Annotated in this window: 10 protein-coding genes; 5 read left to right on the forward strand and 5 right to left on the reverse strand. The window is 41.0% G+C overall.

Going from position 1 to position 14397, the window contains the following annotated elements; genetic code table 11:
- Positions 1-72: 72 nt before the first annotated feature.
- Positions 73-2742: a bifunctional acetaldehyde-CoA/alcohol dehydrogenase gene (adhE, locus tag ACKPEB_RS17710; RefSeq protein WP_408966285.1), complete on the reverse strand. Its 2670-nt coding sequence runs from the start codon at positions 2740-2742 to the stop codon at positions 73-75.
- A 624-nt stretch (positions 2743-3366) separates the two neighbouring features.
- Between adhE and ACKPEB_RS17715 the strand changes: the two genes are divergently transcribed.
- Positions 3367-6114: a bifunctional acetate--CoA ligase family protein/GNAT family N-acetyltransferase gene (locus ACKPEB_RS17715; protein WP_408966286.1), complete on the forward strand. Its 2748-nt coding sequence runs from the start codon at positions 3367-3369 to the stop codon at positions 6112-6114.
- 103 nt (positions 6115-6217) lie between these two features.
- Here ACKPEB_RS17715 and lptC read toward each other — a convergent pair whose 3' ends face one another.
- The 3 genes from lptC to metG all read right to left on the reverse strand — a co-directional run bounded on the left by lptC (position 6218) and on the right by metG (position 9927).
- Complete coding sequence (gene lptC / locus ACKPEB_RS17720; protein ID WP_408966287.1) at positions 6218-7345, reverse strand: LPS export ABC transporter periplasmic protein LptC; 1128 nt, start codon at positions 7343-7345, stop codon at positions 6218-6220.
- 252 nt (positions 7346-7597) lie between these two features.
- Positions 7598-8212, reverse strand: a complete 615-nt coding sequence (locus ACKPEB_RS17725) for an NYN domain-containing protein (protein ID WP_408966288.1) — start codon at positions 8210-8212, stop codon at positions 7598-7600.
- Positions 8213-8319: 107 nt separating this feature from the next.
- A complete protein-coding gene (gene metG, locus ACKPEB_RS17730) occupies positions 8320-9927 on the reverse strand; it encodes a methionine--tRNA ligase (protein ID WP_408966289.1) in 1608 nt (535 codons plus the stop codon).
- Between the two features lie 340 nt (positions 9928-10267).
- Between metG and ACKPEB_RS17735 the strand changes: the two genes are divergently transcribed.
- The 4 genes from ACKPEB_RS17735 (at position 10268) to ACKPEB_RS17750 (ending at position 13788) form a co-directional block, all read left to right on the forward strand.
- A complete protein-coding gene (locus tag ACKPEB_RS17735; protein WP_408966290.1) occupies positions 10268-10921 on the forward strand; it encodes a lysophospholipid acyltransferase family protein in 654 nt (217 codons plus the stop codon).
- Positions 10922-11013: 92 nt separating this feature from the next.
- Positions 11014-12312 (forward strand): TldD/PmbA family protein, encoded by a 1299-nt coding sequence (locus tag ACKPEB_RS17740; RefSeq protein ID WP_408966291.1) that lies wholly within the window; start codon positions 11014-11016, stop codon positions 12310-12312.
- 72 nt (positions 12313-12384) lie between these two features.
- The gene (locus ACKPEB_RS17745; RefSeq protein WP_408966292.1) at positions 12385-13083 is read left to right on the forward strand and encodes a haloacid dehalogenase type II; all 699 of its coding nucleotides are present in this window, start codon (positions 12385-12387) and stop codon (positions 13081-13083) included.
- A 132-nt stretch (positions 13084-13215) separates the two neighbouring features.
- The gene (locus ACKPEB_RS17750; RefSeq protein ID WP_408966293.1) at positions 13216-13788 is read left to right on the forward strand and encodes a Uma2 family endonuclease; all 573 of its coding nucleotides are present in this window, start codon (positions 13216-13218) and stop codon (positions 13786-13788) included.
- Between the two features lie 234 nt (positions 13789-14022).
- Here the strand turns inward: ACKPEB_RS17750 and ACKPEB_RS17755 are convergent.
- Positions 14023-14397 (reverse strand): WD40 repeat domain-containing protein (locus ACKPEB_RS17755; protein ID WP_408966294.1); only part of this gene is annotated, 375 nt, incomplete at its 5' end.

Genomic DNA, 14397 nt, shown 5'->3' on the forward strand with positions numbered 1-14397 from the left:
AATGATAAATAAAATTAGCCTGCGATACCAATAGACGGTTGCTAGGCTATCGCAGGTTAAAACTTAATACCTTTAACCACCAATCATCATCGGTTGAGGTTCAAAGTTCGGGAAAATGCGATCGCCATTATAATCATTAGAAACCAATGGACGACCATAATAGGCATCAATTAACAGTTGTTTCAAGTCCTTAATCAACGGATAACGAGGATTCGCCCCGGTACATTGATCATCAAAAGCTTGATCCGCAATTTCATCTAATTTAGCCATAAATTCTGCTTCGGTTTTATCTGTTAATACCTCTTGAATTGAACCGGGAATTCCCACTAACCGTTTTAATTCTTCGATGGCTAAAATTAACCGATCTACTTTTTCATCTTCTGTTTCTCCCCCTAACCGCAGATAATCTGCAATTCGAGAATAGCGCCATTTCGCATTGGGATATTTATATTGAGAGAAAGTCGCTTGTTTGAAGGGAACATCAGTGGCATTATAACGAATAACATAACTAATTAATAATGCATTCGCTAACCCATGCGGAATGTGAAATGCACCGCCTAATTGGTGAGCTAAAGAGTGACAAATCCCTAAGAATCCATTAGCAAATGCCATCCCCGCCATTGTTGCGGCATAGTGCATTTTTTCCCGTGCTTTGGGATCTCCGGCTCCCTTTTCATAGGAATTAGGCAGGTATTTAAAGATTAACCGAATGGCTTCTAAAGCTAACCCATTGGTATATTCAGAAGCTAACACGGAAACATAGGATTCGACGGCATGGGTTAAGGCATCAATTCCCCCGAAGGCGGTTAAACTTTTAGGCATATTTAACACTAATTCCGGGTCAATAATTGCCATATTCGGCGTTAAAGCATAGTCCGCCAAAGGATATTTAATATTTGTGCGTCGGTCTGTTACCACTGCAAAAGGTGTAACTTCTGAACCTGTTCCCGATGTGGTAGGAATGGCAACCATAATGGCTTTTTCTCCCAAGGGAGGCAGTTCATAAACCCGTTTCCGAATATCCATAAACCGCATGGCTAACCCTTCAAATTCAATATCGGGGTGTTCATACATTAGCCACATAATTTTGGCTGCATCCATCGGAGAACCCCCACCAATCGCAATAATGACGTCAGGTTTAAAGGTATTCATTAATGCTAATCCCCGTTGTACCGTATCTAAAGAAGGGTCGGGTTCAACATCGTAAAAGACATCATATTTAAGTCCAATTTCTTCTAAAACTTCCTCCAGAGAATTTGTCACCCCGATATCAAATAAAGGTTTATCGGTGACAATAAAAGCTCGGTGTTTTCCGGCTAATTCTCGAATCGCAACGGGTAATGATCCATATTTGAAATAAACTTTAGGAGGAATGCGGAACCAAAGCATATTTTCTCGACGTTCAGCGACGGTTTTAATATTGAGTAAATGCCGAGGTTCAACGTTTTCACTAATAGAATTACCGCCCCAAGTCCCACATCCCAAGGTTAAAGAAGGGTCAAGACGGAAGTTATAAATATCTCCAATGGCTCCTTGAGAAGATGGAGTATTAATTAAAACTCGTGCTGTTTGTACCGTATCTTCAAACCGTTTAATATGGTCAATATTATTGGGAGATGTGTACAAAGCGGCGGTGTGTCCTCGTCCGCCTAACTGCACTAAAGTATCGGCTTTAGCAACCGCATCCTCAAAATTTGTTGCCCGATACATGGCTAAAATAGGAGACAATTTTTCATGGGCAAAAGGATCATTGTCGTCAACTTCGATGCCTTCCCCAATAATGACCCGTGTTTCTTCAGGAATTGTAATATCAGCTAATGCAGCTAATTTTTGCACAGGTTGACCGACAATTTCTCCATTCAAATGTCCGTTAATAAAAATAACATTTTTCATGCGTTCCCGTTCTTCTGGAGTGAGGAAATAAGCACCCCGTAGGGTAAATTCCTGTTTGACTTCTTCATAAACGGAATCGACCACAATCACCGATTGTTCACTGGCACAAATCATGCCATTGTCAAAGGTTTTACTGAGAATAATTGAGGAAACTGCCATTTTAATATGGGCGGTATTGTCAATTAAAGCAGGGGTATTTCCAGCGCCGACACCCAAGGAAGGATTACCGGAAGAATAGGCAGCCCGCACCATCCCAGGGCCTCCGGTTGCTAAAATCAGTTTAATATCCGGGTGCTGCATTAAAGCTTGAGACAGGGGGACGGTGGGTTCATCAATCCAGCCAATAATATCTTCTGGTGCGCCTGCTTCGATGGCGGCATCAAGAACAATTTTAGCAGCAGCGGCGGTACAATGTTTGGCGCGGGGGTGGGGAGAGAAAATAATGCCGTTGCGGGTTTTTAGAGTAATTAACGCTTTAAAAATTGCCGTTGATGTGGGGTTTGTGGTGGGAACAATCCCAGCTAAAATGCCAACGGGTTCGGCGATTTTTTGAAATCCAAAGGATTTGTCTTCTTCGATGACTCCACAGGTTTTATCTTGTTTATATTTATTGTAGATAATTTCTGAGGCAAAGTGATTCTTAATGACTTTATCTTCAACAACGCCCATTCCGGTTTCTTCGACAGCCATTTTCGCTAAGGGAATGCGGGCAGCATTGGCGGCGAGGGCTGCTTTTTTAAAGATATGGTCTACTTGTTCTTGAGTATAAGTTGCATACTTTTCTTGTGCAACTTTCACCCGCTTAATCAAAGCTTCCAGTTGATCAATATTGGTGACTTTATCAATCATTTGTTATCTCCCTATGCCGGGTTTGATTTAGGTTTTTCTGCTGTCACTTTATATCATAATAGTTTTTATCGAGATTGGAATCTGAAAGTTGCAAAATTAACCGAATTTTAACATTAATTTAAGATTAAACGAGGTTTTCCAGGTGATGAACCCAAAGGAGAAAACTCTACCTAGACAGATTGTCTAAAACATTGATCTTGGAAATCCCTAGCCTCGACGACCAGGGGATGCCATCAGGTCAGAAAGTGTTTTAATATTGATTTGAATTTTTGTAACAAAAATTTCAGATTTTATCCTTGAGATTGTGGGTTCAATTGTTCTGTATCTGTATAGGTAGTAATTTCTGCTGTCCGGGTTTTTTATTTTTGATCTCAGGGCGCTGTTGGGTAAACTAAAACCGAGGTCAGTCTTCTCATAAATATTATGTTTCTTAACTAAATTAGATAAAACGTTGCGATCGCTTTTTGCAATTCTACCCGAAATGTAGAAACTTTATAAGGAACCGATATTTTTATAAGAATTAGATTATAATGAAAGGGAAAAAAAGCTGGAATAAAGTGCTTAAAATTACAAAAATAATTGTTGTTTTTCTCCAATTCCAGTCACCCGTATAAGGAGTGGTCTATGGCAACCACAGTAATGCGAATCCCTGAACCTGCTCATGATGTGTTACGCTACGAACATCAATCTTTAAACGCTATTTTTAATCCGAAAACAGTAGCGGTCATTGGGGCTACGGAAAAACCGAATAGTGTCGGTAGAACCCTCCTCTGGAATTTAATGAGTAGTCCCTTTGGCGGGACTGTTTTTCCAATTAATCCCCATCGCAAGAGTATTTTAGGAATCAAAGCTTATTCCAATATTAAAGAAACACCCGAACCTGTTGATTTAGCGGTGATTGCGACTCCAGCTTCTAGTGTTCCGGTGGTGATTCAAGAATGCGTTGATGTTGGTGTTAAAGGAGTCATTATTCTCTCAGCCGGGTTTAAAGAAATCGGCCCGGAAGGTGTGGAATTAGAACAAAAAGTGTTGCAAATTGCGCGGTCGAGTAAAATGCGAATTATCGGCCCCAATTGTTTAGGATTAATGAATCCTTTAACGGGACTCAATGCCACCTTTGCAAACGCCATGGCAAAACCCGGAAACGTAGGATTTATTAGTCAAAGTGGGGCATTATGTACGTCGATTTTAGATTGGAGTTTTCAAGAAAACGTCGGATTTAGTGCTTTTGTTTCCATCGGTTCCATGTTAGATATTGGTTGGGGAGACTTAATTTATTATTTAGGCAATGATCCCCATACTCAAAGTATTGTGATTTATATGGAATCCATCGGGGATGCTCGGTCTTTTTTATCTGCCGCGCGAGAAGTTGCCCTGACCAAACCCATTATTGTGATTAAAGCTGGACGCACCGAAGCCGCCGCCAAAGCTGCCGCCTCCCACACAGGAGCGTTAGCCGGAAGTGATGATGTTTTAGATGCCGCTTTCCGACGCTGTGGAGTTCTACGAGTTTATCATATTGCTCATTTATTCTCCATTGCGGAACTCCTGAGTAAACAACCCCGACCTAAAGGGCCAAGACTCACGATTTTAACCAACGCGGGGGGGCCAGGGGTATTAACCACAGACATCTTAATTGGAGAAGGTGGCACTCTTGCCCAACTCTCTTGTGCAACCCTTGAAGCTCTCAATCAAGTGTTACCACCGCAATGGAGTCATAATAACCCGATTGATATTTTAGGTGATGCTGACCCTGAACGCTATGCTCAAGCGTTTGATATCGTCGTACAAGATCCGAATAATGACGGTATTTTAGTGATATTAACCCCGCAATCGATGACCGATCCTAGCAAAACCGCAGAACAGTTGAAATATCGCTGTATGAAAATGCCGAATAAACCGATTTTAGCAAGTTGGATGGGGGGTGCGGATGTCGCATCGGGGATTAAAATTCTCAATCAAGCCAATATTGCCACCTTTTCCTATCCCGACTCGGCGGTACGGATGTTTAATTATATGTGGCGTTATACCTACAATCTCAGAGGCTTGTATGAAACCCCCAGTTTGCCTAAAATCACTGAAGATGAAGGTTTGGTTTGTGATTGTGTGGAACATCTGATTCACTCTGTTTTAGCAGAAAAAAGAACTCTGCTAACGGAATTTGAATCTAAACGCCTGCTGTCAGCCTATAACATTCCCACCGTACAAACCTGTATTGCCACGAATCTCGATGCCGCCGTTGATGCTGCCGAAAAACTAGGCTATCCCGTGGTGTTGAAACTCTTGTCAAAAACCATTACCCACAAAACCGATGTCGGTGGAGTCCAACTCAACCTGAATACCCCCGAAGCGGTACGCCAAGCGTACAGGGCTATTGAAACCTCCGTTACCCAACAAGTCGGCACCGAACATTTCCAAGGCGTAACCGTACAACGGATGATTAAATTAGACGGGTATGAATTGATTATTGGCAGCAGCCTTGACCCCCAATTCGGCCCGGTGTTGTTGTTTGGCATGGGGGGACAATTGGTAGAAGTGTTTAAAGACCGTGCCTTGGCTTTACCTCCTTTAAATACTACTCTTGCCCGTCGAATGATGGAACAAACCAAAATTTATAAAGCGTTATTGGGGGTGCGGGGACGGCATCCAGTGGATATGGAGGCTTTAGAACAGTTATTAGTGCGGTTTTCTCATTTAGTCGTTCAACATCCTTGGATTAAAGAAATAGATATTAACCCATTGTTGGCTTCGGAAAATGAGTTAATCGCCTTAGATGCACGAGTGGTGTTACATTCCCCCAATACGAAACCAGAAGATTTACCGAAACCCGCCATTCGTCCCTATCCTCGCCAATACATCACCCATTGGACATCAAAGCAGGAAATAGCGATAACCATTCGACCCATCCGTCCTGAAGATGAACCGTTAATGGTCAAGTTCGACGAAAGTTTATCCGAGGAAAGTGTTTATCTTCGTTATGCTCATCTGGTCAAACTCAGTTCTCGAATTACCCATGAACGGTTATCGCGACTGTGTTTTATTGATTATGACCGAGAAATGGCATTAGTGGCAGAATATCCTCACCCCGAAACTGGAGAATCTCAAATTCTGGGGGTTGGACGTCTGAGTAAAGGCTATGGTAACGATGAAGTTGAATTTTCACTGTTGGTGAGTGATCGTTACCAACGACAAGGAATTGGAACAGAATTATTACGTCAATTACTCAACATTGCTCGTCAAGAAAAAATGCCTCTGATTTTTGCTGAAATCCTCAGCGATAATCGGATTATGCAGCATATTTGCGAGAAATTAGGATTTACATTAAATCGCATCATGGGTGAACCGATGGTGAGAGCCGAAATTCAATTGTAATCCTTGTAAAACCGGGTTTCTGCACAGGTTAAGAAACCCGGTTTCTGCTTTATAAGACCAAGGTGGGAGATTGAAAACGAGCGTGTCTTCAGACCTGAGAGTGTCAATCTGGTACAATTTCTGTCACCACAGGAGCTCCTGTATTCCCCCCAGTCACAACAACCGTATCATTTTCAAACTTCCCAACGGCTTTTTCTCCCATTAAATTAAATGGGGGTTCAATTTGACGATAAACTACATTTCCTTCGGCGGAAAAAGATTGTTCAGCAACGTACCAAGTGACTAAATTAGCATTGAGTTGAGCTTGACGTTTTTGACCAATACCCACCACATTTCCGGTCAAATAAAAGATATTATCTTTTAAATCTCCCCAGCCTTGATTCGCGGTTAACGTGATTTGTTGTTCCCGTTCAATAATGGTAATAAACTGAGGAGAACTAATCGTGCGTTTGTCATAATTCCATTGCAATTCCTGGCTAGAAATTTGCAACGGAGGTTCAGATAAAGCGATTTGGGCATTTTTTCTTAAAGTGGCAATTTGGGTTTTTAAATTGAGTTCGGCGGTTTCTCCAATTCCTCGGTCTGTAATTGTTTGATTTTGATAACGTTCTATTTGGGTTTTTAACTTACTGGTTAATAATTGTTGATCCCATTGCCAAACAATATGATCACTTTGTAACTTCACAACCGGATTTTTAGAACTAACCGTCGCTTTATCCCAAAATTCGGCTCGTTTTTGACGATAAAACACCTGAACTTCTCTAGCAACTCCTTGCAGTTGGGCGTGATCTGCGGTGACTGTATTGCGGACGACTAGAATATTTTGTTGAACAATCCATTCTAATTCTTTTCCCTTCAAAACTAAACCGATATTAGGATCTGTGGCGACAATATTATTGCGTAAAAAAATCCGTTTGCTATTTTGTTCAAATTCTCCTGTATCCGCTTTAACTTTATACAGAAGTTTTCCTTGATCATATAATTCCCCAACGGGATTTTTGACCGTTGCCATTTTCTGATCTTTACTATAACTGACTTGTTGGGCTTTAATTTTCCAAAGTAATTTTCCCTGTTCATCCGCTTGTTCTAAGATAACATCATCTAAAGTTAATGTTCGTTCAAATTCTTGAGAAGGTTTCGATTGACCATCCGTTTCAGGGGGTTGAATATTGGTTGGGGTGCAAGCAGAAATACCGATGAAAAGGATAATCCAAAGGGGTAAAAACCGCATCTCATTTTATAAGCAGGGAACAGGGAATTACGAATTACGAATTACGAATTACGAATGGGGAATAGGGAATCGGAAATAGGGAAAGGGTTTCAGTAGAGACACACTGATTGGTGTCCTGATTGCTTTTGGCACGTCTCTACAACTGTAATGCGTAGCCCTATATAGTAATCCGCTTTAGAAGCACTATTTAAACGGATGTATAAATAGGAGTAAAAATCAGGAAAAAAATAAGTTTCTACTCCTATGATTGTCCTATGAATCTTCTATGATTTGTCCATCCATTAAACTGATCCCCGATAAAGGACGATAGGTATAGTTAGGACTGCGGGGAGTTTTTTGGATATCTTCTTTAATCATTTCTAAATCAATATAGCGATCCGCCACATTAATTAAACTATCACTGGTCATGGAGCGCAAACTCACCACCTCAACCCGCACACCCCGATAACTTACCGAGTCCACTGCATAAGCTAAATCTCCATCTCCACTGACTAAAACGGCGGTATCATAAGAACCCACTAACGCCATCATATCAACGGCAATTTCAACATCTAAATTAGCTTTTTTAGAACCATCAGGAAGTTGGACTAAATCTTTGGCGATGACGCGATAACCATTGCGTCGCATCCATAATAAAAAGCCTTGTTGCTTCTCATTCGTCCGATCAACTCCCGTATAGAAGAATGAACGTAACAACCGAGATCCGGCGGTTAAACGACATAATAATTTCGTGTAATCAATTTCAATTCCGAGTTGTAAAGCTGCATAAAATAGATTAGAACCATCGATAAAAATGGCAACTCGCCCCCTGTTTTCCAGAACTTGTTCAGGAGTAAAAAGTTCTCCATGATTGATATTATTTAACATTTTTATACCTCTTTTTTTATCACAAAAAATGATTTGAGTATGGGGAAGTAAACAATTGAAATGGAAGTTTTATGTTAAACTAGACTATCACTGAAACAGATTAAAATTTAGGATGATGCTCCCTCTGTATCTTCCAAGCGTTTAAAGACGGGTTGCGCTTCCGCTAAAGGTTGATTAGCGGGTAACGCGCCCCAAACAGCATGGAGGTCAAAGGACAGGGCTGTCGCTAGTATAGTCTGATCATTGAAGTCGAGGGTGTATCCCAATTGTTGATAAATTCGAGTGCTAATATTGGGAATAATCGGGGACAAGAGGTAAGCAGCTAATCGAACCGATTCTAAAACCGAGTACAGCACTTGGGAAACTTCTTGTTGTTTTCCTTGTTTGTACAGACTCCAAGGAGCTTTTTCATCGATGTATTTATTCCCCGCTTGAATTAAGGTGAAAATAGCTGTGCAGACCTCGCTAAAGGCTAGAGAATCATAGGCTTGAGTAACGGTATCTGCCAAGGTGACACCGAGAAACTTCAGGGCATCTTCTGGGGGAATCTCCTCACCCTTAACATTAGGAACACAACCGTTAAAATATTTATGCGCCATTTTCAGCGTCCGGTTGAGTAGGTTTCCTAAGTCATTGGCTAAGTTCGCATTAACGGTATTAATAAACCGAGTTTGATTATAATCACCATCCTGTCCAAATTCTATCTCTTTCAAGAAATAAAAGCGAATCGCATCTGCACCATATTGATTGACTAAAGCGATCGGATCGAGCGTATTTCCCAAGCTTTTGCCCATCTTCTTGCCATCTTTGGTTAAAAAACCGTGTCCAAAGATACGACCGGGTAAAGGTAATCCCGCCGACATCAACATTGCCGGCCAGTAAATGGCATGAAATCTTAAAATATCTTTACCAATCAGGTGTAAATTAATCGGCCACCATTTAGATAAAGCATTTTCTAAAGTCGGTTCTTCTTCTGGGTCAAGCAAGGCCGTGACATAGCCTAACAAGGCATCAAACCAAACATAAATCGTATGGCTCGGATCACAGGGAATGGGAAAACCCCAGTCAATATTCACACGGGAAATTGAAAAATCTTGTAATCCTTGTTTAACAAAATTGATAACTTCATTACGCCTACTTTCCGGCTGTATAAAGTCGGGATGGTCTTGATATAAAGTTTCTAGCTGTTTTTGATATTTAGAAAGTCGAAAAAAATAGTTCTGTTCGTCTCGCCATTCAACAACTTTATTGACATGGATGGGGCAGTATTTTCCTCCTTCTAATTCTCGTTCTTCTTTATATTCTTCACAGGCAACACAATACCAGCCTTGTTGTTGACTGAGATAGATATCTCCTTGATCCCAAACCCGTTGAAAAAATTCTTTAACAATCGCCTCGTGACGAGATGCCGTCGTGCGACTAAAGCGATCATAATGAATATTTAAGTGTTGCCACAGAGAGGCAAAACTCGAAACAATTTGATCGCAGTGAGCTTGGGGAGAACGTCCAAACTCCTCGGCAGTGCGTTGAATTTTTTGGCCATGTTCATCAGTTCCAGTAATCAACAGGACGGATTTTCCTTGCAGTCGCTGGAACCGGGCAATGGCATCGGCTGCCATGGTTGTATAAGCACTACCAATGTGAGGGACGTCATTGACATAATAAAGGGGTGTTGTCAAAGCAAAGGTATTCAAATGAGTCTGTGTCAATTTCATTACAAAGGTAAAACTTAGATTGATTCAACCGAGTTTTTATCAAAGCTACGGAGATGATCCGAGCTAATAGCATTTTTTATTTATGTCCACGCTGATTCTACAGAAGTAGAAATTCGCGCTTTTTAGGGGATTTTTGTCATGTCCCTGAAAAAACTTCAAAGTACATGACCTAGAAACTTATAGATTATAATATTTTGTTTAAAGTTTCTCAAAAATTCTCAAACAAGTCTTAAGTTTTTGTGGCAAATTTAACCGGATTCAAGTCGTGTATTGGTAAATCATGTTCGTTGATCAAAGGGGATTGAGTTTTCGGTGGCTATTGGCAGGATTGGGAATACAGATGTTCATTTACTATGAAGATCGAATTCCTGAAGGGTGCCCTGCGATTGTGGTTAGCAACCATCGCAGTGTCATCGATCCGATTGTTTTAACCGCAGGTGTCGGTCGTACCCTTCGTTTTGCATCCCATCATTATATGGGTCAAGTGCCCCTTTTACGAGATTTGGTCACCAGCTTTGGTGCGTTTCCCTTTGATGAACCCCAACATCGACCTCAACAGTTTTTCAAACAAGCAACCCAACTATTAAAGCAACGGGAAATGGTAGCAATCTTTCCTGAAGGAGCAACTCCAATGTTGCAACAAACACAGCCTAATGTTGTGGGAACCTTTCAACGAGGGTTTGCTCATTTAGCTTTACGTTCAGGAGTTCGAGACCTCGCTGTTTTACCTGTAGCCATCGCAACTTTAGAAGAACAAATTTTTCCCGCCGCCATCCCTTTGCGTCTACTCCATCTGTTTGATCCCACCGAACCCTTATTTGATCAACCCGGTGGACATCCCGTGATTATCTATCGTAAAATTAACCTCTTCATTGGCCGTCCCTATTGGATTACCCCCCGACTACACCACCAATATCAAGGTAAACAAGCTCGAAAAGCTGTCGAAGATTTGACCCACTATTGTCACCAGGAAATTGCTAATTTATTACTTTAAACCAGTGGAACAGGCATCTTGCCTATTAACCTTCAGTAGAAATCACCGATCACGGTAGGATGAACGATGACGCTATGCCATGACTACCATCCATGACCAACGACCAATCCGCCGAACAGCTATTAGAGTTAGCTGCCGCATCAGGCGCTGAGGCTGCGGAAGTGTTTCAATCTCAATCCCTATCCAAGCCAATCTTTTTTGAAGCCAATCGACTCAAGCAACTGGAAAGCAGCCAATCGGAAGGGACAACCCTGCGACTTTGGCGAGATGGCCGTCCCGGTTTAGCGGTGGCCTATGGGCCAGTGGAACCGGAAAAATTAGTTGAACGGGCCATCTCCTTGAGTACCCTGAATCAGCCAGAAACCGTTGAACTCACGGCATCAACCACCCTCAGCCACTATCCTGATATTGGGGAATCTGTACCCGTTGAACAATTGGTCAGTTGGGGTAAAGAAGCCATCGAATTAATTCGCAAGTCCTATCCAGAAGTGTTATGTACGGCCGAATGGGACTGTGAAATTGAATCGATTCGCTTGATTAACTCACGGGGACTGGAATGTCGCCATACGGACACCACCCTCAGTGGTTATCTGGAAACTGAATGGGTACGGGGCGATGATTTTTTAGCCGTGTCCGATGGCCAAACTCAACGGGATATTCTTGATCCGACCCTGCTGGCGGAACGCATTTTAATGCGGTTAAATTGGGCAAAAAATAATGTCCCCTCTCCGGTCGGTCGGATTCCGGTGTTATTCACTGCTAAAGCTGCCGATATGCTCTGGGGAACCATTTCCGCCGCCTTGAATGGCAAACAGGTCTTGGAAGGCGCTTCTCCTTGGAGCGATCGCTTAACCACCCCCGTGATGTCTCCTTTGTTAAGCGTCTCTCAGGAACCTGATGTCGGGCCCTATAGTTGTCCCTTTGACGATGAAGGAGTGCCCACCCGTCCCATTACCTTTATTGAAAAGGGGGTTTTACAACTGTTTTATACCGACTTAACGACCGGTCGCACCTTGGGCAGTGGTACAACCGGAAACGGATTTCGTACCCATTTAGGCAGTTATCCCACACCTGGGTTATTTAATTTATTAGTAAAACCCGGAAAAAGTTCTTTAAATGAATTAATCCAAAGTTTAGATCGAGGGTTAATCGTCGATCAAATGTTAGGAGGAAGTGCCGGAATGAGTGGGGATTTTTCCATTAATGTTGATTTAGGATATCGCATTGAAAAAGGTGAAATTGTCGGACGGGTGAAAAATACAATGGTAGCGGGGAATGTTTACACCGCTCTCAAACAAGTTGTAGAATTAGGGGGCGATGGCTCTTGGAATGGTTCCTGTTATACTCCGTCAATTATTGTTGAAGGGTTATCAGTCATTGGTAAAGAATAATCGCCCAGGATTTCATCATTCTCTCGAATTGAGAAGGCGATATTGAATCCGTCTTAAAATACCCCTAAACTCATGATTCAATTTAATCAATTTACAGCCTTGAGCTTTGACTGTTACGGGACTTTAATTGATTGGGAAAGCGGAATTACTCCGGTTTTACAACAATTAGTCAAGGCTCATGGTATTACAATGAGTGATCAAGCGTTACTAGAATTATTTGCTATTTTAGAACCAGAAGCTCAAAGCGGAGATTATAAAACCTATCGAGACATTCTTCGAGAAGTGGTGCAGAAGTTCGGAGAACGTTTAGGGTTTTCTCCAACGGCTACGGAATTAGAAAGTTTAGCTAATTCGATTCAAGATTGGCAACCCTTTTCGGATACAGTAGAAGCTCTCCAAGCGTTAAAACAAAAGTATAAATTAGTAATTATTTCTAATATTGATGATGATTTATTTGCCCAAACTAATAAACATCTCAAAATAGAATTTGATGACATTATTACCGCACAACAAGCTCAATCCTATAAACCTTCTGTCCATAATTTTGAATTTGCTTTAGAAAAAACTAAGCTTTCTTCTCATCAATTACTGCACGTAGCTCAAAGCCTTTTTCATGATATTGCTACAGCCAAAAGTTTAGGATTAACAACGGTTTGGGTCAATCGTCGTCAAGGAAAACCCGGAGGAGGTGCAACCAAACCTACCACTGCTCAACCGGATTTAGAAGTGCCGGATTTAAAAAGTTTAGTTGATTTGATTTTTGAGTGTTAGAAAGTTTGGATATTCCACAATAAATAATTACCACTTCTATTATAGATGAGAAAAATAGCGATCGCGTGTTTCCGCACCAAAAGAGCGATCGCTTATAATAGTTTTAATCTAATCCTCTTACCATGAATAACGATGACTCAATTTACTTTAAACATAGAAACCATTGATCTCAGTGACGAACAATTTTATCAACTGTGTCAAAATAACCCAGATTTAAGATTTGAACGGAACAGCAATGGAGAGTTAGTGATTATGTCACCCGCAGGGGGAAAAACAGGACATCGAAATATTGAAATTGCCTATCAATTGCAAGCCTGGAGTCGTCAAAATCAGTGTGGAATTGCTTTTGATTCTTCTACAGGATTTAAACTTCCCAATGGTGCAGATCGTTCTCCCGATGGGTCATGGATACCGTTAGAAAAATGGAATCATTTAACTGCTGAACAACAAGAAAAGTTTTTACCGTTATGTCCTGATTTTGTGATTGAATTACGTTCTCCAAGCGATCATCTCAAAACTATTCAAAAGAAAATGAAAGAATACCAAGAAAACGGAACTCGTTTAGGATGGTTAATTGATCCTCAAACCAAAACCGTAGAAATCTATCGACCTAATCAAGAAGTAGAAATATTAGAAAATCCATCAACATTATCAGGAGAAAATATTTTACCTCAATTTACCTTAAACTTAGAACATATTTGGTAAACCCTCGTTGTTGTGCTTCAGCACTACTCAATGACTAAAATCAAAATAATAAACTCAATCTCCTTATTTCTATAAAATCCGTTGCCTATGAGCTATGAAAAGGTCTTGATGATATTACAAAAAACCTAGGGGCGAGGCTTGCTTCGCCCCTACACTGGGATGGAGATATTTTTTAGGGTGAATAGATCCAATTCATTGAGATTTGCTATATTCAGCCCCGGATTAAAATTAACTTTAAAATGGCATTTTCCAGACTTTTATAGCATTCTTATCTCCTCCAGCAACCAGAAATTTGTTATCAGTAGTAAAAGCTACAGACTGTACATAAGAAGAAGGAAAAGAAAGAGTAGCAAGTTCTTGATGTTGTTTGAGATCCCAAATTCTAACTGTTCCATCATCAGCACCACTGGCTAAAAATTGAGAATCTGAAGTGATAGCTAAGGATGTAACAGCTTTAGTGTGACCTGTTAATTGATCTCTGAAGTCACCTGAATTTAAGTCCCATACTTTTATAGTTTTATCATTGCTTCCAGAGATTAATAATTGATTATCTGGACTAATCACAATGGCTCGAATGATGTCTGTATGTCCGTGTTTTTTGTCTGAAGT

The organism is Planktothrix sp., from assembly GCF_046067725.1.
GTDB lineage: Bacteria > Cyanobacteriota > Cyanobacteriia > Cyanobacteriales > Microcoleaceae > Planktothrix.